We start from the raw sequence: 21,694 nt of genomic DNA on the forward strand, positions 1-21,694 counted from the left end.
ATGAAGCGCCTGTTAATCGTTTTGATTTTGTACTTACCGCTTGCTTTACAGGCGCAGGACAGGCAATATACCACCACTAATAAAGATGCGATAAGGCAATACCAGAACGCCCGCCAAAACCTCGATTACCAGCTTTATTTCCAGGCTATAGCAGCATTAAAAAAGGCTGTCGAATACGACCCGAAATTTTTAGAGGCCCAAAATCAGTTAGCTGACGTTTTACGGATCACCAAACAGCATAAAGAAGCTGTAGTTCATTACCTGGCCGTCATTGCCGTTAACCCCGAGTTTAACCGCGGCATCTATTCAAACTTAGGCAGCGAAGAGATTAATATCGGCGACTATACCAACGCGCAAACTCATTTATTAAAGTATGAAAATTACGAAGGCATAAGTCAGGAGCGCAAAAGATATGTCGACCACCTGCTGAGCAACTGTGCTTTCGCGCTTGATGCTTTACAACACCCCGTAAACTTTAAGCCTTATAACATGGGCCCTGAAATTAACAGCCCCGATGACGAATATATGCCGGTGGTTACAGCCGACGAAAGTGAGCTGATCTTTACCCGGAAAATAAACGATAACGAAGATTTTTACAAAAGCGCCAAACAAAACGGCAAATGGACGAAAGCGCAATACCTGAGCCATCAAATTAACACGCCCAACTATAACGAAGGTGCACAGACCATTACCCAAGACGGCGAATACTTATTTTTTACAGGTTGCGACCGTCCTACAGGTATGGGGCAATGCGATATTTACGTGACCAAAAAGGCGGGCGACGATTGGGAACCGCCCTATAACTTAGGAGCGCCGGTAAACTCGCGGGCATGGGAGTCGCAGCCATCGATCAGTTCGGATGGGAAGACATTATACTTTGTAAGTAATCGCAAAGGCGGTTTTGGTGGCTACGATATCTGGAAATCGACACTGACCGACAAAGGCTGGACCGAGCCCGAGAACCTGGGCCCGAATGTCAATACACCGTACGATGAACAGTCGCCGTTTATCCATCCCGACGATAATACTTTGTACTTTTCGTCAAACGGCTGGCCTGGCATGGGCAATATGGATATTTTTGTAAGCCGGCGCGATAAGGGCGGCAAATGGCAAAAACCCGAGAACCTGGGTTACCCTATAAATACTTATGCCGACGACAGTGGGTTAACCTTAAACGCACGCGGCGACCTGGGCTACTTTTCATCCAACAATATGAAAGGTTACGGCGGCTACGATATTTATTCGTTCGAGATGCCTTTTGCCATGCGCCCCAAAGTGGTAAGTTTTGTTAAGGGCGACGTAAAAGATGCCAAAACACGGCAGCCTATTATGGCTATAGTTGAGATAATCGACCTCGAGACCAACAAAACCGTCTATCAGAATACCTTAGGCGATAACGGACACTTTTTGGCTACCTTAACTACGGGTAAAAAATACGCGCTCAATATTTCCAAAGGCGGATATATGTTTTACTCTGAAAATTTTTCGCTGACGGGCAAGGACGAGAAAAAACAGTTTCAGATAGATGTGCCGCTGCAAACCATTGAAGCCGGGAACAAAGTAGTTTTAAAGAATATATTTTTCGATACCAACAAATCCGATATCAGGGACGAATCAAAGGTAGAGCTACAAAAACTGATCTTATTCCTGAATGACAACCCCAAAGTGGTGATCGAAATATCCGGCCATACCGATGATGTGGGCAATGATGCCTTGAACCAGGTCTTGTCGCAAAACCGGGCAAAAGCGGTCTATCAGTACCTTATCGCCCAACACATTGCGGCGTCCCGTTTGGTTTATAAAGGCTACGGCAAAACCCAGCCCATTGCACCTAATACTACCGACGACGGCCGGCAGCAAAACCGCCGTACTGAGTTTAAAATCGTGTCGAATTAAAGTTACGTCCGTACTACCTCATGTCATTTCGATGACAAGTTTTTATATTTATCTTGAACTCACGCTAATTAAGCGGCCTTTTGCTTAAGTGCCCTGGCCTCTATTTCGTAATCGAACATCAGTTCGTTTTCGCTTACCACTACACCAAAATCGCTAAACTGCATACCTTCATCAAAGGGATAGATCAGGTAGCCTCGTTTATTGGCATCGTAACGATCCAGAACAAAAAGTTCTTCCGGATATTTTTTTGCGCGAATTTTAGCGCCTTCTACCAACTGGTAGGCATCATTTATGGTGATATAATCGTTTATTGCTGTTTTCATATCCCGGGATATACAACAACCCTGCCATCAGGCAAACCATTCAAATAAATCAGTTTGTTTTAGTTGCGATTTGGCCTTAGCATCCACATCGCGGATGATCTTTCCCTCGCTCATTTGGATGATGCGGTTACCATAAGTAAAAGCGTCTTTAAGGTTATGGGTAATGAGTATGGAAGTCAGTTTAAAATCTTTGATCAACTCATCGGCTGTCCTCATTACAATATCTGCCGAACGTGGATCTAAAGCCGCAGTAGGTTCATCCAGCAGTAATATTTTACACTCGTCCATCACGCTCATCAGCAAGGTCAGCGCCTGCCTTTGGCCGCCCGAGAGCGTACCCATGGGTTGATTTACCTTATTTTCGAGGCCCAGGTTCAAAATGGCTATTCTATCTTTAACCTGCTGTATAAAAGCGCTATTAACACCAATACTCAAACCTTTTTTTTGCGTACGAAGGGCTGCCAGGCGGAAGTTATCCAATATGCTCAGATCGGGTGCCGTACCGCTTAAAGGGTTCTGGAAAACACGGGCTATCCAGCGGCTGCGCTGGTAATCGGGCAATTTATTAACATTTCCACCGTCGAGGCTAACAGTACCAGTGGTAAGCTGTATACTGCCTGCAATAATATTCAGTAGTGTTGATTTTCCTGAACCATTAGAACCTACGATCACCGCAAACTCACCTCGGGTTATGTGCAGGTCAACACCATTTAAAGCCGATACTTCGTTAGGCTTGCCTTTATTAAAAGTTTTATATACAGATATGAGCTCGATCATGACGCTTTTAATAAATTAAGCCGTGGCAACGTAACGATCAGCAGCACAAACACCGAAGTAACCAGTTTAAGCAGGTTGGCGTCTACACCCAAACTTAATGTAAGCGCCAATACCAGCTGAAACAGCACTGCACCCAATAATACGAGTACGAGGCTTACCCAAATAGAGGTAATGCTAAACCAATTGATCAGGGTTTCGCCGATGATAACCGAACCCAGGCCAAATATCACTACACCGATACCCATACTGATATCGGCATAGCCCTGAAACTGGGTGATGAGGTAACCGCCGGTAGCAGTTAAGGCATTTGCGATAGCAAGACCGACGATCTTCATACGGTCAGTGTTTACGCCCAAAGCTCTGATCATTGATTCGCTGTTGCCTGTGGCACGCATAGCCAGTCCAAAATCAGTTTTAAGCAGATAACCGATAAGCAAGGTTAACAGGGTAATAAAAATGACAAGAACGATCAGTGTGTTCTGATTCGCATCGCTAACCAAACCAATGGTAAATAAAGTATGATCGCTATTGAGCGGCAAGTTGGATCGGCCAAGGATGATCAGGTTTACCGAGTATAAAGCCGTCATCACCAGGATACCGGCCAGCAGTGCGTTGACTTTGAGTTTGGTATGGATCAGCCCGGTCAGCGCTCCTGCAATTGCACCGGCAACTATTACCAAGGGCAATACTATGTAAAACGACAAGGAATGGGCAAGCGTAATAGCTGTTACCACACCACCAAGGGTATAGCTCCCATCGGTAGTGATGTCGGGGATGTTGAAGATCTTCATCGAGATATAGATCCCCAGCGCTATTGCCGAGAAGCACAAACCTTGTATAATCGCCGTCAGCAAAAAATCCATTACTTAACCGCTTCAAAGTTTGCAGGGATGGCAATACCATATTTTTTTGCTACCGCCGGGTTATAAACCCGCTTACGTATTTTCACCATTTCGGCTTTAATACCGTCGGTTTTGTGCGTTTTTAAATATTGTGCTGCTTGTAACCCGGTTTGATAACCCCACTGGTAAATGTCGGCCCCAAAGGCAGCTACAGCGCCACGCTGCACCAGGCCCGCTTCGCTGGTAAAAATAGGTACATTTTTCTGGTTGCAGCTTTTCACAATAGTTTCAAATGAGGCAAAAACTGTATTATCGGGGTTAGCGAAAAAAGCATCGATGTTTTTGCTGAGCAGCGATTGGGTTACCAACTGCGCATCGGCCGAGGTATTAACGGGCAGCGCTACCAGGGTAACATTCAATTTATCCGACAACCCTTTAATACGGTTCATCGCGTCAACTGATTGTGGCTCACTCTGGTTATAGATCATCCCAATGGTCAGCTTACCGTTTTTGGGTTTCAATAATTTAGGGATGATGGAAAATGAAGTGTCAATATAATTGAGGTCTTCCTGCGTGCCGAACAAGTTTGTGGGGCCATTACCGTTCGCATCGGCAACTTTCATCAAAGCCGGCGTAGGTGCCACCATGGCAAATACCGGGATAGTTTTGGTTTTCTGGATGGCGGTAATGGTTGACAAGGTAGTACAGGTAGCCAGCAGATCAACCTTTTCGCCGATGAACTGGTTTACGATTAATGTTAGCGTAGGGATACTACCTTGCGCGTTGTGGTATTCTATTTTTACATTATGCTGATCTTCGCTGAAGCCGTTCTGTTTCAAAGCATCGGTAAAACCGGTACGTGCCTGGGCTATGGTGGCATCTTCAAAGGCATCAACAAAACCTATAACAGGTACATTGTTTTTTTCATTCGAATTGCAGGATGCTAATATTAAGGCGCTTGCGGCGTAAAGCAGTAAATATTTGATCTTCATGGGTACTAATTTAGGGAATTAGGCGCAAAGGGCATAGCGCGTGGTACTGAATGGATAGTTTACAAAATGGTCACAAGCGTCCGCTTGCGCCAAGACGGCATTAATGTATTGTTTGCGTTAGGGGTGAAGCGGATACCGGCCCGTGGATAAGGCCATGTGCAGTATGAGCGGAACACCCGGCCGAGGCAAAGCCCTCATTTAGTCCTGAGTCGTGAGTCTATAGTCTGGAGTTAAAAAAAGACTTAAGGCTCTGGACTCAAGACTCAAGACTACCCCAATGCCCTCCTGTGGGTAACTTAATTAATAATTAATACCAAATTTCCCTATTTTAGCCGGTGATGACACGTATTACCTCTAAACTTCCACAAACGGGTACCAGCATATTTACCGTTATGAGTGCCCTGGCTGCCGAGGTTGGCGCAATAAACCTCTCGCAGGGTTTTCCCGATTACGATTGCTCGCCGGTGCTGATCGACCTGGTAACCAAAGCGATGAAGAACGGGCACAATCAGTATGCCCCTATGGCCGGGTTAATGAGCCTGCGCGAGCAGATCAGCAACAAGACCGAAAAATTGTATGGTGCAAGCTATAACCCGGATACCGAAATCACTATTACGGCCGGTGGCACACAAGCCATTTTTACTGCAATATGTGCCGCTATACAGCCTAACGACGAGGTTATTGTGTTCGAACCCGCTTACGATGCCTACGCTCCGGCCATTAAAGTAATGGGCGGTATGGTCAAATCGCTGGAACTTTCGCCGCCCGATTACCGTATACCCTGGGATATGGTGCGCAGGCTGGTGACCAACAAAACCCGGATGATTATTTTAAATTCGCCGCACAACCCAACCGCCACTGTTTTACAGCAACAGGATATTGATGAATTAAGCAGTATTGTAAAAGGCTCGGATATATTGATTTTAAGCGACGAAGTATACGAACATTTGGTTTTCGACGGCGGCGAGCACCGCAGCATGGCGCGTTATGCAGAGCTGCGCGAACGCAGCTTTATTGCGGCCTCGTTCGGCAAGCTTTTTCACAATACGGGCTGGAAAATGGGCTATTGCCTGGCTCCTGCCGCTTTAATGGCCGAGTTTCGGAAAGTGCACCAGTTTTTGGTGTTCAGCGTAAATTCGCCCATGCAATACGCTATTGCCGAGTATCTGAAAGATGAAAGCGTGTACCTTGACCTGCCGAATTTCTTCCAGCAAAAGCGCGATCATTTTCGCGCGGCATTAGCGCAAACTAAATTTGAATTGCTACCTTGCGCCGGAACTTATTTCCAGTCGGTAAGATATCATAACATCAGCGACGAAAAAGATACCGACTTTTCCCTGAGATTAACTAAAGATTTTGGTGTGGCATCGATACCTGCTTCGGCGTTTTATACCCGTGGTACCGATCATCATGTTTTGCGTTTCTGCTTCGCCAAAAAGCAGGAAACATTAGACCGCGCGGTTGAAAAACTGCTCAGAATATAATTGTATTTGCCGATGGAATAGTTGTACCTAACTATCGTACTATGGAAAACTTAAAAATAACCGTGTTTCAGGGTTACCTGTTTTGGGAGAACATCGATAAAAACCTGCAGAACATCACACTGCGCTTATCAGCTATCCGCGAAAAAACCGACCTGATCATTTTACCCGAAATGTTTAACACAGGTTTTACCATGAATGCCGAAACGCTATCCGAAACAATGAATGGTAAAACCATGCAATGGATGCACGAAACGGCACAAAAGTACGATTGCGTAGTAACGGGCAGCCTGATCATCAGCGAAAAGGGTAAATATTACAACCGGCTTATCTGGATGCGTGCCGACGGTAGTTACGAATGCTACGACAAGCGCCACCTTTTCGGCCTGGGAAAAGAAGACAGAACGTATACAGCGGGCACCAAACGCCTGATCGTTGAACTAAAAGGCTGGAAAATTTGCCCGATCATCTGCTACGACCTGCGTTTCCCGGTATGGCTGCGCAATAAAAACACCGCTTACGACCTGATGCTGGTGGTAGCCAACTGGCCCGAAAAACGCTCGCTGCACTGGCGCACACTCATCCCGGCAAGGGCGGTTGAGAACCAGTGTTACATTATCGCGGTTAACCGTGTTGGTCACGATGGCAACGAGGTTTACCACTCGGGCGACTCCATGTGCATCGATCCGAACGGCAACGTAGTTTACTACAAACGCGATGAAGAAGATGTGTACACTTTCACCATCAACCCCGAGGAACTGATCAAAGTGCGCAGGCAATTGCCGTTCCTGGCCGATGCGGATGATTTTGCAATAGATCAATAGTAGTTTCTCACCCAAAGGCGCTGAGGCGCTAAGAGTTTACTTAAACCTTTGCGTCTTTGTGCCTTTGCACGAAATATCACGCCTTCTGATGTATGGTTTGAAGCACTTGCCATAAATTAACTTTTTGTTGCGATATTCACGGCAACATTTTTCCGTTTATAATGCCATGAAATATAAACACCCGGCTTTTCTGTTCATCCTATCTGCCTTACTGGCCTGCAATACGGCTTTACACGCACAAAATAACCGCGATTATACTAAACTTGTCGATCCGTTTATCGGTACAGGCGGGCACGGCCATACCTACCCAGGCGCGGTTGTTCCTTTCGGGATGGTGCAGCTCAGTCCGGATACACGATTAACCGGTTGGGATGGTTGTTCGGGTTACCACTATACCGATACTGTGGTTTATGGTTTTTCGCATACGCACCTGAGTGGCACCGGCATTGCTGATTACTGCGACGTGCTCTTTATGCCCACCACCGGCGAGCCCGAGCTGAAGAAAGAAGATTACAGCTCGCCTTTCAAAAAGAAAAACGAGCAGGCCTCGCCGGGTTATTATCGCACCCATCTGGACAAATACAATGTGGATGTTGAGCTTACCGCAACAAAACGCGTAGGTGTACACCGTTACAGTTTCCCCGGAAGCGCCAAACAGGCCAATATTATTATTGACCTGCAATACCGCGACCGGGTGCTCGATTCGTGGATAGAAATGGTGAACGACCACGAGATACGCGGTTTCCGCCGCTCAAAATCATGGGCCGATGATCAGTATGTGTATTTCTATGCCAAATTCTCCAAACCTTTTAAAACTTACGGCATAGCGCTGAGCGATGCCTTGCAGGACGGGCAAACCAAGGTTGAAGGCAAAAATGTGAAGATGTACCTGCAGTTTGATAACCCCGGCGAGGTGATTGCCAAAGTAGGTATATCATCGGTAAGCACCGGGGGTGCGCTGGCCAACCTGGATAAGGAGGTGCCCGACTTCGACTTTAAGAAAGTAGCCAAAAACGCTAAAGCCGACTGGAATAAGGAATTGGCGAAAATCGACGTACAAGGCGGCGCCTCTGCCCTGCCGCAGCCTCCGGCAAACGATCAGAGTTATAACTATGGCGCTTACGGTTATGGGCAGCCTCGGGGTACTAACCGTCAGCCGGCTATCGATTACGCCCGCATCAAGCAAACCATATTTTATACATCGTTGTACCACGCCGCCTGTGCGCCCAATGTTTACAGCGATGTCGACGGGCAATACCGGGGGCTGGATAAAAAAGTGCACAAAGCCGAAGGTTTTGAATACTACACCGTTTTCTCGCTTTGGGATACCTACCGCGCCGAAAACCCGCTGCAAACCATCATCAACCGCAAACGCACCAGCGATTTCATCAAAAGTTTTTTAGCCATGTACGAGCAGGGCGGCCTGCTGCCGATATGGCCGCTGGCTTCGAGCGAAACCTATTGTATGGTAGGCAATCACTCCATCCCGGTAATTGTGGATGCCTACGCCAAAGGCATCCGCGATTTTAATGCCGAAGAAGCCCTTACGGCGATGGAAGCCGCTGTTAACCGTAATCAATACGGATTGGATTCATACCGTGCAAATGGAGCAGTTTTGGCCGATAAGGAACACGAATCGGTATCTAAAACATTGGAATATGCCATCGACGACTGGTGTGTTGCCCAAATGGCCAAAATGATGAACAAGCCGCTTGATTATTCGGATTTCATCAAACGGGCCCAATACTGGAAAAACCTGTACGATAACCAGACCGGCTTTATGCGGGCAAGGGTTAACGGAGGCTGGTTCGCGCCGTTTTTACCAACTGATGTGAACAACCATTACACCGAAGGCAACTCGTGGCAATACTCATTCCTGGTGCCGCAGGATGTGGATGGTTTGATCGACCATATGGGCGGCAAGGAAAAATTTGAGGCTAAACTGGAAGAATTATTTACCACTACTGATAAGCTGACCGGCCGTGAACAGTCGGATATTACGGGTTTAATTGGTCAGTACGCGCACGGCAACGAACCAAGCCATCACATGGCTTACCTGTTCGATTTTACCGACGATCCGTACAAGACACAGTTTTATGTGAACAAGATCATGCGTGAGCAGTATCACGCCAAACCCGATGGTCTCGCCGGTAACGAGGATTGCGGGCAAATGAGCGCATGGTACGTCATGAGCGCACTTGGTTTTTACACCATCGCCCCCGGCGGACCGGATTACCTGATCGGCCTGCCTGGTTTTGATAAGATCACCATTAACCTGGAAAACGGTAAAAAGTTTAACATCACGGGTTCGGGATACTCCTCATCGAGCTTCTATTTGCAAGGTATGAGCCTCAACAGCAAGCCTTACAATAAATTGTATTTAACTTTTGATGACATCGCTAACGGCGGCGACTGGGAAGTATTTACCGGCCGCCTGCCTAACAAATTATTTATGCAGGATCTGCAAAAACCGGTATCTCGCATCAAAGACGACCTGATCGTGCCTAACCCCTACGCTATTTACGAAGCACCTACTTTTAAAGGGCAAACCACTGTATCGTTCGGCTGCAACGAGAGCGATGTAAAAATCTATTACACGCTCGATGGCTCAACCCCAGGCGCATTATCCACGCTTTACAGCAAACCTTTTACCTTAACAGCAACCACAACTATCAAATTCATCGGCATTAAAGGTGATAAACAAAGCTTTGTAGTCGAAACAAAAATGACCCGCTTGAGCGATGAAGTAAAAATGACCTCGCTAAGCAAAACGCATCCCAACTATACAGCAGGCGGTAACGATGCATTGATCGACGGCCTTTACGGCACTACCAACTGGCGCGTTGGGCACTGGCAGGGTTTTCAGGGTAACGATCTGGAAGCTGTGTTAGATCTTGGCGCGGTTAAGCCGGTAAAAAAGGTGAGTATCGAAACGCTTCAGGATACCGGAGCATGGATCGTGTTCCCACGCTCGGTAGATTACTATACGTCGGATGACGGGAAAAACTTCACCAAAACAGCAACCGTCAATAGCAAGATCGACATCAAAGATCTGGAAGTAAAAACCCAAACCTTCAGCGCTGAGCTAAATGCTAAAGCACGGTACATTAAAGTTGTGGCGCATCAGTACGGCCCGCTGCCCGAGTGGCACGAAAGTAAAGGTGAGCCAAGTTACATTTTTGCAGACGAGATAACGGTGAATTAGGTAAAACGTCATTGCGAACGATAGTGAAGCAATCTCTACATAGGATGACCGATGCATCAAGTCGGACCTGCATAGCATAAAGATTGCTTCGTTCCTCGCAATGAGGCTTAGAGGAGCACCACTACTTCTCTCCTTTCAACTTCTCTGCCGCATCCAGCAACTTTGCTTTTTCATCTTTGGACAAAACCGGATAATTCAACTTTAAATCTTCAAGGGTTTTGAGCATGATGGTGGATATGGCTATCCTGGTAAACCATTTTTTATCCGCCGGGATAATATACCAGGGTGCCTTATCATCAGCCGTAGCATTAATGGCTTTTTTGTAGGCATCCATATATTCGTCCCAATATCGCCTTTCGGCGATATCCGCGGCAGAGAATTTCCAGTTCTTTTCCGGGTCGTCGATACGTTTTAAAAAGCGCTTTTTTTGTTCTTCTTTCGATACATGTAAAAAGAATTTAATGATGATCGTACCATTATACGCCAGGTGCTTTTCGAAATTACGGATACTTTCGTAACGTTGCTCCCAAAACGCATCATCAAGCTGCTTAATGTGGTCGATACCCGGGATGCGTTGCTGCAGTACAATCTCGGGATGAACCTTACATACCAACACATTTTCGTAATGCGAACGGTTGTGTATGCCGATGCGGCCGCGCTCGGGCAGGGCCAGGTAATGCCGCCATAAAAAGTCGTGGTCCAGTTCTTCGGTGCTGGGCTGTTTAAAGCTGTAAACCTGGCAGCCCTGGGGGTTTAAACCGCTCATGGTATGATCAATGGCGCTGTCTTTGCCCGCCGCGTCCATTGCCTGGAAAATGATCAGCAGCGAATGTTTGTTTTCGGCATACAGCTCGTTCTGTAATACTTCAATCTTGGTTTTAAGCTCGTTCAGTAAAACATCGGCATCTTCCTTTTTATAATCGCCTGTATAATCTGTGGGATGATCTTTAAGATCGAACTTTCCACCTGTAGAAATTTTTAACTTTTTAACCAGACTTTCCATCGTAAAAAATAGCTTTGTACCAAATTAACCTAATAATCGTTAAACAAACCAATAATGTTAATTTTTGTTGTGGGCTATGAAATAGCGCCGTAATTTTACATCTTTACCCAATGTTCAGACGTATAAAAAACCGTTTCTTACGTTACTTTGTCATATTCGTTTATTTCCTGATCCTGTTCTTCTGCGCTATAGAACTTAACTTTTTATGGCTCTTCGGCTACTCGCCTGACATGCAGGATATTAAAAGTCCAAGCTTATCGCTTTCGTCAGAAATATACTACTCGGATGGTAAGCTTTTAGGCAAGTTTTATAAAGAAAACCGTTCGCCGGTCGAGTTTAAAAACATATCGCCAAACCTTATTAACGCACTTGTTGCTACGGAAGATCAGCGGTTTTACAAACATAACGGGGTCGATTTTTATTCCTTTTTTACCAGTGTACTGTCAACCGCCAAAGGTGATCGCCGTGGCGGAAGCACCATCACCCAGCAGCTGGCCAAAAACCTGTTCGAAACCCGAAAAAAGAAATCGCAGGGGTTGCTGAGCCACGTGCCCTTACTGCGTACCGTGGTATTTAAATGTAAAGAATGGATAACCGCTTATAAAATTGAGCATGTTTACTCCAAAAACGAAATCATCACGCTATATCTCAACACTGTTCCGTTTGGTAATAATTCATTCGGCATCAAAACGGCATCGCGTAAGTATTTCAATAAAGACCCTTTCGGGCTCAACCCTGCCGAAGCAGCAACACTTGTGGGCATGCTGAAGGCTACGCACACTTACAACCCTATCAAAAATCCTGATAAATCGTTAGACAGGCGCAACACGGTTTTGAAGCAGATGAATAAATACAATTACCTGAGCAAAGCCGACCTCGACCTGTACACTGCTAAACCGCTTAACCTCGACCTGAGCTATGTGGAAGATGAATCGCAGGGCGACTCGTACATCCGCCGGGCGGTTGAAAAATGGCTGGCCAAATGGTGCACAGATAACGGTTACGACCTGTATGAGGATGGTTTGAAGATTTACACTACCATCGACTCTCGCCTGCAGCAATATGCCGAAGAAGCCGTAGCCGAAAAGATGAAAATGCTGCAAAGCAGGTTCAACAACCTATGGGGCAAGAAAAACCCATGGCGCGACCCTGATGGCAACGAAATTCCTGATTATGCGATGAAAGTTGCGGCCAAACTGCCTGTGTTTAAGGCTTTGGATAAAAAATACCACGGTAATATCGATTCGATCCGATGGTTTTTGAGTAAACAGAAAAAGATGAAAGTATTTACCTGGCATGGCGACAGGGATACCACTTTTTCGTCTCTCGACTCGATACAGTACTACGCCCGCATGCTTAATACGGGTATGATGACCATCGAACCTGCTACCGGTAAAATAAAAGTGTGGGTTGGCGGCATCGATCATAAATATTTTAATTACGATCACGTTAACCAGGCCAAACGCCAGGCAGGGTCAACCTTTAAGCCTTTTGCTTATGCCACCGCGCTCGATAACGGCTTTAGCCCATGCGATAAGTTTACAGACCAGCCGGTATCCATCAAATTTAAAGATGGCGGTAAAGATGAGGTTTGGGAGCCGAAAAACGCCTCATTCAGCTTCTCCTACCAGGAAATGTCGTTACGATGGGCTATGGGTAAGTCTATCAACTCAATAACCGCACAATTGACCGAAAAGGTTGGCTGGGATAAGGTTGTGGCCTACGCACATAAATGCGGTATCGAAAGTCCGTTAAAATCTATCCCATCGGTTTCATTAGGAACTAACGACGTTTCGGTATTTGAGATGGTACGCGCCTACAGCACATTCCTCAACAAAGGCAATAAAATCGATCCTATCCTCGTAACCAAAATAACCGACCAGGATGGAAATGTCTTACAGGAATTTACCTTGAAAAGTGAGAAGGTGATCAGCGACGAAACAGCCTGGCTGATGCTTTATATGTTCCGCGGAGGTATGGAAGAACCGGGCGGCACCTCACAAGCTTTATGGGAATACCCTGGTCTATGGAAAAAAGATAACCAGATAGGCGGTAAAACCGGCACCTCATCCAAATATGTGGATGCCTGGTACATGGGGATCACCAAAGACCTGGTGACCGGTGTTTGGGTGGGCGCCGATGACCGCGCTGTACACTTTACCACCACCGACAGCGGCGAGGGTTCGCATACGGCGTTGCCAATTTTTGCCCGGTTTATGGAAAAGGTTTATGCCGACCCTACCTCAGGCTACACCTGGGGATTGTTCCCGAAACCATGGACCAAGATCACCAAGCAATATGACTGCCCGTCGCCACATATTAAAACAGATACTTTATCGGCAGACAGTGCCTTGCTCGATACTGCATTGTTGAAACTTGAGCCGGAGCAGCAGAAAAATCCGACCGAAAATGTTCTGCCAAACAAATAAATACAGGTTTTAACCGTTATGTAAAGGTTAAATTTAGTTATATTAACGCCATATTATGGCTCACAACTATCTATATATGAGTAAACGATACCTACTTTCGCGATTAAATACTGCTGCTTTGGCTTTTTTCATTTTCACAGCAGCCGCGCTTTTAGTATCTAACCGTGCCGATGCACAGTATTTCGGTCAAAATAAAGTACGCTACAAAAACCTCGATTTCCAGGTATTCCGCACACCGCACTTCGAAATATACTACTACATCAAAAACGATAGCCTGATCAAACGCTTCGCGCAGGAAACAGAGCTATGGTATACCCTGCACCAACAGGTTTTCCGCGATACGTTTAAGCGCCCAAATCCTATTATCATTTATGCCGATCACCCCGATTTTCAACAAACCACAGCTATCGAGGGCGAGATCGGTGTAGGTACGGGCGGTGTTACCGAAGGTTTAAAAAACCGGATCGTGATGCCTTTTATGGAGAATAACCAGACCACGCGCCACGTTATCGGGCACGAAATGGTGCATGCTTTCCAATATCACTCATTATTGGATAACGACAGCACCAACTTTGCCGAGATCAACAACATCCCCCTGTGGATGATTGAAGGTATGGCCGAATACCTTTCGCTGGGTAAAAAGGATGCATATACGGCCATGTGGATGCGCGATGCCTATCTCACCAAAGATATCCCGACCATCCGCGACCTGACCGAGAGCAACAAATACTTCCCTTACCGCTACGGCGAAGCGTTCTGGTCGTTCATCGGGTCGACGTATGGTGATACGGTGATCGTGCCTTTCTTTAAAAACACGGCCCGCTTTGGATTGGACTATGGTATCCGGAAAACGTTCGGCTATGATGAAAAGACACTATCCAGCCTCTGGAAAAACTCTATCCAGGCAGCCTATAAACCTTTTCTGAAAGATACGGCACAGGTGCCTATCGGTAATAAGATCATCGATTATAAAAATTCGGGGGAGATGAATGTAGCCCCGGCCATCAGTCCGGACGGTGAATACGTAGCTTTCCTTTCGGAGAAGGATCTGTTCAGCATCGATCTGTTCCTGGCGGATGCGCATACGGGGCGTATACTGCGAAAGCTCACGAGTAAGATATCGAACACACATATCGACGAATTTAATTTTATCGAGTCGGCAGGTGCCTGGTCGCCTGATAGCAAGCGGTTCGCGTTCAGCGTTTTCAGCGGAGGACGGAACAAATTAGTTGTTGTAAATGTGGCCAATGGTAAAGTATTGTCAGAAATACCGATGGGGAAAGCCGAGCAGTTTAGCTATGTAACCTGGTCGCCTGATGGTGACAAAATTGTATTCAGCGGCATGTCTGAAGGCCAAAGCGATCTGTATATGTATAGCTTCAGCGATCGGGAATTAACGCAACTAACCGATGATAAATATTCGGATTACCAGCCAAGTTTCTCGCACGATGGCAAATCGCTGGTATTCTCGTCAGACCGCACCACCTACGATAAATCGTTAGCGCAAACCATTCCGTTCAACCTTGCGGTTATGGACCTGGCGACCAAAAAAATAACCGATATTATGGTATTTAATGGCGCCAATAACCTCAATCCGCAATTTTCGGCGGATGATAAACAAATATACTTCCTCTCAAACCGCGACGGTTTCAGGAACATGTATCGCTATACGCTGGCCGATGGCAAAGTAGAGCAGATGACCGAACTGTTCACCGGCATCAGCGGTATTACCGAGTTCTCGCCTGCATTGAGCTTATCTAATGATAACGATATAGTTTACTCCTACTACAAGGCGCAAAAATATGCGTTGTATAATGCTAAATCATCCGATTTTAAACCAAAGGTTGTTGATCCGCAGGAATTGAATTTTGACGCAGCTTTATTGCCCCCGGCAAAATCAGTTGGCGTCGATCTGATCAACTCGAACCTGAACAACTACCTGGCGTATCAAAAATTCCCGATCGACTCGATCGAAAGCGAAAAATACCGCCCGCAGTTTAAATTGGATTATCTTGCCAGCAGCGGCGTAGGTATTGGTGCGAGCACACAGTATGGGGCGGGGTTGGCCAGCGGTATACAGGGTGTTTTCAGCGATATACTGGGTCAAAATCAAATATTTGCCGGAGCTAATGTGAATGGGCAGATCTACGATTTTGGCGCACAGGTGGCCTACATCCGTCAAAAAGGCCGCTGGAACTTTGGCGTGGCGCTATCGCACATACCCGAGCAATACGGGTTTTATAATGAAGTATTGATCCCGAATTATCCGATAAACAGTACCCAAACTATACAGGCCATTGAAGGGCAGCAGGATATTATCCGTAATTTCCAGGATGGTATACAACTGTTCACCTCATATCCTTTCTCAAGGGTTCACCGTATTGAGTTCGGTACGGGCGCTGTTTACAATTATTTCCGTGTCGACCGTTATTATACCGATTACGACTTGAATGGCAATTACCTGAACAGCGGCCACATGAAAGTGCCTAACGATCAGGAAACCCAGCAATTAGCGTCGCAAGGCTATTATACCAATCTTAATTCGTACGCGCTGTACCAGTTAAGTACCGCTTTTGTAGGCGATAATTCGTACTTCGGTATTACCTCTCCCCTCAATGGTTTCAGGTATCGTTTAGGCCTGGAGTACGATTTTGGAACATACAAGTTCTTCGCCCCAACTATCGATCTGCGTAAATATGTGCGCGTGGCTCCGGTAACTTTTGCGGCAAGGTTCTTTGGTTACGGCCGCATCGGCAGCAGCAATGAGCTTTATCCGTTGTATGTGGGCTATCCGTTCTACATCCGTGGTTACGAGCCTAACAGTTTTTATAACAATAACACCTCATCGCCTACCAACAATTTTACCATCGACGAATTATCGGGTAACCGGATAGCTGTATTCAATTTTGAAGTACGCCTGCCTTTTACCGGACCTGAGAAACTGGCGCAGATCAAGTCGAAATTCTTTTTCTCTGATCTGAACTTATTTTATGATGCCGGCTTAGCCTGGAACGGCGGCGATAAGATCGAACTGTTTAAAACGAATCCGGCTATCATTAACGGCAAGCTTGAGCGTGTACCTGCTACAAGCGTAGGTCTGTCATTAAGGGTTAATGTTTTTGGCGCATTTATCCTCGAACCTTATTTTGCTTATCCGTTTAACCGTACTGATGTTGCCAAACCCGTATTTGGTTTAAACTTTACACCAGGTTGGTAGTTATATAAATTATGAAAAAGATCATCGTGCTATTGGCTGCAAGCCTGGTTACCGCTAACCTGTTTGCCCAGACAGATACCGCTAAGAAAACAACTGCGAAACAGCCTGCCCCTAAAACACGTATGGTTGGCAGCACATTCATGAGCGCCGGGAACGATGTGGTTAAAAACCTTTCAAAATCTAAGGACTATACCGTATTTGTATCAATGCTTACAGCATCGGGCGTAGCCGAAGCTTTAAAAGGCGGCACCTATACCGTTTTTGCCCCTACCGATGATGCCTTTAAAAAGCTACCTGCCGGGGCTATCGATTCGCTGATGAAGCCTGCCCATAGCATCGATCTAACCAAACTGGTTAACAGCTATATTGTGCAAGGCAGGTTAAGCTCGAAAGATTTGGCAAAACAAATTAAGGCGAACGGGCAAACCAGCATTGCTACCTTATCAGGCAGTGTGCTCATCGCCAGGATCAATACCGACAGGAATATTGTTTTGGTCGACGGGAATGGTAACCAGGCTATTGTAAGTGCGTTTGATATTGAGCAAAGCAACGGTTTTGTAGATGTGCTCAATGCTCCCTTGTCATTCGCCGTTCATTAATAATATCATCTGTTTGTAATTGTGTGTTCCCCGGCAAACCGCGGCCATAGCTTACTGCGTATGTGTTTACAAAAAGCTCTGTTTTAGGGCTAAAAAATCATTAAAACATTTATTCAAAATGAAAAAGGTATTCAGCATTTCAACACTGGTGTTATTGGTAATTTTTGGCACTTATTTTACCAATGCACAAACCAAATCACGTCCAAAAGCAAAAGCAGCTGCCGAATGGAAAAAAATATTAACCCCCAACCAATACTATATCATGGTTGAGCAAGGTACAGAGCCCCCATATAAAAACGCGTATTTCGACTTGCACGAAAAGGGCGTTTTTGTAAGTGCAGCTACTGGCGACGTACTATTCACATCGGAAGATAAGTATGATAGCGGTACCGGCTGGCCAAGCTTTGTTAAGCCGGTAAACCCTAATATGATAGAGATTAGAAAAGATGCCGACGGCGAACGTGACGAAGTTATTGAGAGAAGCACAGGCTTACACCTGGGCCATGTATTTGATGATGGCCCTGCGAACAGGGGAGGTAAAAGGTATTGTATGAATTCGGGTGCATTAAAATTTGTTAAGAAATAACGTACTTACGCTGTTTAATCATACCCGGACGGATAGCACGCCGTTTTTGTAATTGCTGCGCTGCTGCGTTTGTTTCAAAACGTAAACCAATGGTCAGGTCTACCCAATCGGGATTAACGGATCTGATCATTTTTTCTTTCTGGGCCCTGGTAAAAGTACTTACCCTTTTAAAACGTTGCATGGCCATCTCTTCATTAGTAAATTCTTCAAAATACACCAGGCGGTTTAACTGCTGGGCGCTATCGAAAAACAGGTTCGGCATCTGGCTGTAAAAGTCTAAGGTCTTTAGTAAATCAGTGCACATGCCGGTATGTAAACAGTTACGATTCCTGTCGGTAATGATATAAATGAAGCTGTTCATAATTTTTATTTGTGGATTGAAAAATAATTACTAATTTTATTGGCATAAAAATACTAACAATTTTAGTAAATCCAAATTTTATGTCAAATATTTCATCAAATATTAAATTCCTTAGAAAAAAGAAGGGATTAACACAGCAACAGTTTGCAGATCAGATAGATATAAAAAGATCGCTGGTGGGTGCATACGAAGAAGAGCGTGCTGAGCCTAAGTACGACTTGCTAAAAAAGATAGCATTATTTTTTGATGTTACTGTTGATGATTTTATAAATGAGGTAATTGACGAAAAATGGGCCCCAAAACCTAAAGGCAACCCGGCCAATTTACGGGTATTAAGTATTTCGGTCGACAGGGACGACAATGAGAATATTGAACTGGTGCCTGTTAAGGCCAGCGCAGGTTATATGAACGGTTATGCCGACCCTGAGTACGTGGCTAAGCTGCCTAAGTTTAACCTGCCTATGTTTACTAATGGCACCTACAGGGCTTTTGAGATCAAAGGCGATTCGATGCTGCCTTTGCCATCGGGTTCGATTATCATAGCCGAATATGTGGAGAACTGGGCCGATGTAAAAAATGCCGAAACTTATGTTGTAGTAAGCAAAAACGACGGCGTGGTTTACAAACGCATCGGCAATAAATTTAAAGATCAGAAAAAACTGAAGCTGGTATCCGACAACCCGGTGTACGAACCATACGAAGTTTCGGGCGAGGACATATTGGAACTATGGAAGGCAAAAGCCTATATATCCACCCAATTACCACAACCCGCACCCGAACCCACCATGGAAAGTTTAACCGCTATGATGATGCAAATGCAGCGCTCGATATCAAAAATGGAGCAAAGCAACAATTAAGTTACGTGTTTGACTATTAAACCAAATGGCTTTATCTTTATCTTAAACAATAAAAAACTTAAAGACAATGAAAAAACTATTGATGGTATGTTGCTTCGTAGTAAGCATAGTATCTCTGAGCAAGGCTCAGGGTCGTCAGCAAATGGCGCCTGCCGACAGGGCAAAACAATTGCAAGCACAACTGAAATTGACAGATGACCAAACAGCTAAAGTTACAGCTATTTATGTAGAACAAGCTGCAAAAAGAGATAGCTTAATGAAAGCGGGAGCCGACAGGCAAGCAATGCGTCCGTTAATGCAAGCTGCTAACGAAAAAATTCAGGCTTTGTTAACTGATGATCAAAAGGCTGCTTACAAAAAAATGCAGGAAGAAATGCGTGCCCGCATGGGCGGTGGCCAAGGCGGCGGCGGTGGCACCCCCCCTCCTCCATCACAAGAATAATAACAACATTTAATTGTTAAATAAAAGCGGCCTTGAGCCGCTTTTATTATTTTAGCGCAAATTTATTTGTGTTGACCAGAGCCGAAATTTATATCCGCAGCAAAATTGACGAACGGAAAACGAATGATACCTATCGCAGCCTGAAACCAGAGAACGGCCTGGTAGATTTTTGTTCGAACGATTACCTGGGTTTTGCGCGATCTGCCGAAATCAGCAATGCCGTAGCGCAATATCTCAAACAGCATACCCATTTTAATGGTTCAACCGGTTCGCGTCTGCTTAGTGGCAATACCGCTTTAGCCGAAAAACTCGAACAGCAAATAGCCCAGTTTCACGGTGCACAGGCAGGGTTAATATTCAATTCGGGTTACGATGCTAATTTAGGCCTATTTTCGAGTCTGCCCCGGCGGGGTGACACGGTGATAACCGACGAACTGATACACGCCAGTATCATTGATGGTGTGCGCTTGAGTTATGCCAACCGTTACACCTTTAAGCACAACGATCTTGACAGCCTCGAGGACAAATTAAAACAAGCCAGGGGTAATTGTTACGTGGCTGTAGAAAGCATCTATTCGATGGATGGTGATAGCGCGCCGCTGACCGAGATACTGGCGTTAACCGAGCGTTATGAGGCCTGCCTGATTGTCGATGAGGCACATGCCGTTGGGGTATTTAACCGTGGCCTGGTGCATCAGCTCAACCTGCAACAGCGGATATTTGCTACCATAGTCACTTTCGGCAAAGCCTTAGGAGCCCACGGGGCAATTGTTTTGGGAAGCGAGTTGCTGCATAACTACCTGGTGAACTTTGCCCGATCGTTTATTTATACTACCGCCGCATCGTTCGCACAATTAGCCGGCGTTAAGATTGCTTACTCATTTCTTGAGCAATCGATGGCCGAACGGAAGAAGTTAGCAGATAATATCGCCCTGTTTAAAACCCATATTAATACCCAAGGCTTAATTGAAAGTACGAGCGGTATACAAAGTATAATTATCGGTGGTAACAAGCAGACAGCCAGTGCAGCAGGACTAATACGTGATGAGGGCTTTGACATCAGGCCGATTTTGAGTCCAACAGTAGCAGCCGGCTCCGAAAGGCTACGTATATGCCTGCATGCCTTCAACACGGATAACGAAATAATTACACTTGCTAATTTATTAAACCAAAAAACAGATGGCTAAGCGACCAATATTTATAACCGGCATCGGCACTGGCATTGGTAAAACTATCGTATCGGCAATCTTAGTCGAAAAACTAAAGGCTGATTACTGGAAGCCGGTACAATCGGGCGACCTGGACAACAGCGATACCTTACTGGTAAAAAGCCTGATATCGAACCCAGTGTCAAGATTTCACCCGGAAGCATACAGGCTTACACAACCCTTTTCGCCGCATAAATCGGCAGCATTAGACGGAATTGAAATTGATCCGCAGAAGATCATTATTCCCGAAACGGATAATCAGTTGATAATTGAGGGTGCTGGTGGTTTGATGGTACCGTTGAACGACCGGTTTCTAATGATCGACCTGATCCAACAATTAAATGCAGAGGTTGTACTGGTGTCGCAAAATTATCTGGGTAGCATTAACCACACCTTATTATCAACCGAAGCATTAAAACAACGTGGCATCCCGATTAAAGCAATCATTTTTAACGGCGATAGCGACGGGTGGTCGGAAGACGTGATCAGGAAACAAAGCGTTGCGCAATTTATAAATATACCTCGGATAGCTGTTATAGATAAAAGCAACTTAGCTATTTATGCAAAAACGTTAACTATACAGGTATAGCTTTTATCTTATTTGCCCCTATGCAATATAAACAAGAACGCCCCGGAAAATCTGGGGCGTTCT

18 protein-coding genes are annotated in these 21,694 nt (G+C 45.6%); 12 read left to right on the forward strand and 6 right to left on the reverse strand.

Going from position 1 to position 21,694, the window contains the following annotated elements:
• Positions 1–1,896, forward strand: coding sequence for an OmpA family protein (locus tag BEL04_RS05935; protein ID WP_066001240.1), 1,896 nt, complete (start codon positions 1–3; stop codon positions 1,894–1,896).
• 68 nt (positions 1,897–1,964) lie between these two features.
• On the opposite strand, the gene BEL04_RS05940 is transcribed toward BEL04_RS05935, so the two are convergent.
• Genes BEL04_RS05940 through BEL04_RS05955 form a run of 4 tightly spaced genes read right to left on the reverse strand, consistent with a single transcriptional unit; the run spans position 1,965 to position 4,830 of the window.
• Positions 1,965–2,219: a hypothetical protein gene (locus BEL04_RS05940; protein ID WP_066001241.1), complete on the reverse strand. Its 255-nt coding sequence runs from the start codon at positions 2,217–2,219 to the stop codon at positions 1,965–1,967.
• 27 nt (positions 2,220–2,246) lie between these two features.
• On the reverse strand, positions 2,247–2,996 hold the full coding sequence (locus BEL04_RS05945) for an ABC transporter ATP-binding protein (RefSeq protein ID WP_066001242.1): 750 nt from the start codon (positions 2,994–2,996) through the stop codon (positions 2,247–2,249).
• Positions 2,993–3,859 carry an ABC transporter permease gene (locus BEL04_RS05950; protein WP_066001244.1) on the reverse strand — a complete coding sequence of 289 codons (867 nt, stop codon included), beginning with the start codon at positions 3,857–3,859 and terminating at the stop codon, positions 2,993–2,995. The genes BEL04_RS05945 and BEL04_RS05950 overlap by 4 nt, the downstream gene beginning before the upstream one ends.
• On the reverse strand, positions 3,859–4,830 hold the full coding sequence (locus BEL04_RS05955) for an ABC transporter substrate-binding protein (RefSeq protein WP_066001246.1): 972 nt from the start codon (positions 4,828–4,830) through the stop codon (positions 3,859–3,861). The genes BEL04_RS05950 and BEL04_RS05955 overlap by 1 nt, the downstream gene beginning before the upstream one ends.
• 338 nt (positions 4,831–5,168) lie before the next feature.
• Here BEL04_RS05955 and BEL04_RS05960 point away from each other — a divergent pair, with 338 nt between their 5' ends.
• From BEL04_RS05960 to BEL04_RS05970, 3 genes are all read left to right on the forward strand, one after another.
• A complete protein-coding gene (locus BEL04_RS05960; RefSeq protein WP_066001249.1) occupies positions 5,169–6,314 on the forward strand; it encodes a methionine aminotransferase in 1,146 nt (381 codons plus the stop codon).
• Positions 6,315–6,355: 41 nt separating this feature from the next.
• Positions 6,356–7,135: an amidohydrolase gene (locus tag BEL04_RS05965; RefSeq protein WP_066001252.1), complete on the forward strand. Its 780-nt coding sequence runs from the start codon at positions 6,356–6,358 to the stop codon at positions 7,133–7,135.
• A gap of 166 nt (positions 7,136–7,301) precedes the next feature.
• Positions 7,302–10,340, forward strand: a complete 3,039-nt coding sequence (locus BEL04_RS05970; protein WP_066001254.1) for a GH92 family glycosyl hydrolase — start codon at positions 7,302–7,304, stop codon at positions 10,338–10,340.
• A gap of 121 nt (positions 10,341–10,461) precedes the next feature.
• On the opposite strand, the gene BEL04_RS05975 is transcribed toward BEL04_RS05970, so the two are convergent.
• Positions 10,462–11,343 (reverse strand): polyphosphate kinase 2 family protein, encoded by an 882-nt coding sequence (locus BEL04_RS05975; protein ID WP_066001261.1) that lies wholly within the window; start codon positions 11,341–11,343, stop codon positions 10,462–10,464.
• Positions 11,344–11,453: 110 nt separating this feature from the next.
• On the opposite strand from BEL04_RS05975, the gene BEL04_RS05980 reads away from it, so the two are divergent.
• The 4 genes from BEL04_RS05980 to msrB all read left to right on the forward strand — a co-directional run bounded on the left by BEL04_RS05980 (position 11,454) and on the right by msrB (position 18,174).
• Positions 11,454–13,772 carry a transglycosylase domain-containing protein gene (locus BEL04_RS05980; protein WP_066001262.1) on the forward strand — a complete coding sequence of 773 codons (2,319 nt, stop codon included), beginning with the start codon at positions 11,454–11,456 and terminating at the stop codon, positions 13,770–13,772.
• Between the two features lie 76 nt (positions 13,773–13,848).
• Positions 13,849–16,989, forward strand: coding sequence for a DPP IV N-terminal domain-containing protein (locus tag BEL04_RS05985; RefSeq protein WP_066001264.1), 3,141 nt, complete (start codon positions 13,849–13,851; stop codon positions 16,987–16,989).
• 11 nt (positions 16,990–17,000) lie between these two features.
• Positions 17,001–17,588: a fasciclin domain-containing protein gene (locus BEL04_RS05990; RefSeq protein ID WP_066001266.1), complete on the forward strand. Its 588-nt coding sequence runs from the start codon at positions 17,001–17,003 to the stop codon at positions 17,586–17,588.
• A 118-nt stretch (positions 17,589–17,706) separates the two neighbouring features.
• Complete coding sequence (gene msrB, locus BEL04_RS05995) at positions 17,707–18,174, forward strand: peptide-methionine (R)-S-oxide reductase MsrB (RefSeq protein WP_083227777.1); 468 nt, start codon at positions 17,707–17,709, stop codon at positions 18,172–18,174.
• Here the strand turns inward: msrB and BEL04_RS06000 are convergent.
• Positions 18,164–18,535 carry a nuclease gene (locus tag BEL04_RS06000; protein ID WP_066001268.1) on the reverse strand — a complete coding sequence of 124 codons (372 nt, stop codon included), beginning with the start codon at positions 18,533–18,535 and terminating at the stop codon, positions 18,164–18,166. The genes msrB and BEL04_RS06000 overlap by 11 nt on opposite strands.
• Positions 18,536–18,615: 80 nt before the next feature.
• Here BEL04_RS06000 and BEL04_RS06005 point away from each other — a divergent pair, with 80 nt between their 5' ends.
• The 4 genes from BEL04_RS06005 (at position 18,616) to bioD (ending at position 21,631) form a co-directional block, all read left to right on the forward strand.
• Positions 18,616–19,392 (forward strand): LexA family transcriptional regulator, encoded by a 777-nt coding sequence (locus BEL04_RS06005; RefSeq protein ID WP_066001270.1) that lies wholly within the window; start codon positions 18,616–18,618, stop codon positions 19,390–19,392.
• Positions 19,393–19,459: 67 nt separating this feature from the next.
• Complete coding sequence (locus tag BEL04_RS06010) at positions 19,460–19,834, forward strand: hypothetical protein (RefSeq protein WP_066001271.1); 375 nt, start codon at positions 19,460–19,462, stop codon at positions 19,832–19,834.
• 71 nt (positions 19,835–19,905) lie between these two features.
• A complete protein-coding gene (locus BEL04_RS06015; RefSeq protein WP_066003495.1) occupies positions 19,906–21,021 on the forward strand; it encodes an 8-amino-7-oxononanoate synthase in 1,116 nt (371 codons plus the stop codon).
• Complete coding sequence (gene bioD, locus BEL04_RS06020) at positions 21,014–21,631, forward strand: dethiobiotin synthase (RefSeq protein ID WP_066001272.1); 618 nt, start codon at positions 21,014–21,016, stop codon at positions 21,629–21,631. Before BEL04_RS06015 ends, bioD begins: the two co-directional genes overlap by 8 nt.
• Positions 21,632–21,694: the final 63 nt, after the last annotated feature.

Origin of the sequence: Mucilaginibacter sp. PPCGB 2223 (genome assembly GCF_001705515.1) — a bacterium.
Lineage (GTDB): Bacteria > Bacteroidota > Bacteroidia > Sphingobacteriales > Sphingobacteriaceae > Mucilaginibacter.

Coding starts and splice junctions, on each gene's coding strand:
- BEL04_RS05935 (WP_066001240.1), top strand. CDS start 1: ATGAAGCGCCTGTTAATCGTTTTGATTTTGTACTTACCGCTTGCTTTA.
- BEL04_RS05940 (WP_066001241.1), bottom strand. CDS start 2,219: ATGAAAACAGCAATAAACGATTATATCACCATAAATGATGCCTACCAG.
- BEL04_RS05945 (WP_066001242.1), bottom strand. CDS start 2,996: ATGATCGAGCTCATATCTGTATATAAAACTTTTAATAAAGGCAAGCCT.
- BEL04_RS05950 (WP_066001244.1), bottom strand. CDS start 3,859: ATGGATTTTTTGCTGACGGCGATTATACAAGGTTTGTGCTTCTCGGCA.
- BEL04_RS05955 (WP_066001246.1), bottom strand. CDS start 4,830: ATGAAGATCAAATATTTACTGCTTTACGCCGCAAGCGCCTTAATATTA.
- BEL04_RS05960 (WP_066001249.1), top strand. CDS start 5,169: ATGACACGTATTACCTCTAAACTTCCACAAACGGGTACCAGCATATTT.
- BEL04_RS05965 (WP_066001252.1), top strand. CDS start 6,356: ATGGAAAACTTAAAAATAACCGTGTTTCAGGGTTACCTGTTTTGGGAG.
- BEL04_RS05970 (WP_066001254.1), top strand. CDS start 7,302: ATGAAATATAAACACCCGGCTTTTCTGTTCATCCTATCTGCCTTACTG.
- BEL04_RS05975 (WP_066001261.1), bottom strand. CDS start 11,343: ATGGAAAGTCTGGTTAAAAAGTTAAAAATTTCTACAGGTGGAAAGTTC.
- BEL04_RS05980 (WP_066001262.1), top strand. CDS start 11,454: ATGTTCAGACGTATAAAAAACCGTTTCTTACGTTACTTTGTCATATTC.
- BEL04_RS05985 (WP_066001264.1), top strand. CDS start 13,849: ATGAGTAAACGATACCTACTTTCGCGATTAAATACTGCTGCTTTGGCT.
- BEL04_RS05990 (WP_066001266.1), top strand. CDS start 17,001: ATGAAAAAGATCATCGTGCTATTGGCTGCAAGCCTGGTTACCGCTAAC.
- msrB (WP_083227777.1), top strand. CDS start 17,707: ATGAAAAAGGTATTCAGCATTTCAACACTGGTGTTATTGGTAATTTTT.
- BEL04_RS06000 (WP_066001268.1), bottom strand. CDS start 18,535: ATGAACAGCTTCATTTATATCATTACCGACAGGAATCGTAACTGTTTA.
- BEL04_RS06005 (WP_066001270.1), top strand. CDS start 18,616: ATGTCAAATATTTCATCAAATATTAAATTCCTTAGAAAAAAGAAGGGA.
- BEL04_RS06010 (WP_066001271.1), top strand. CDS start 19,460: ATGAAAAAACTATTGATGGTATGTTGCTTCGTAGTAAGCATAGTATCT.
- bioD (WP_066001272.1), top strand. CDS start 21,014: ATGGCTAAGCGACCAATATTTATAACCGGCATCGGCACTGGCATTGGT.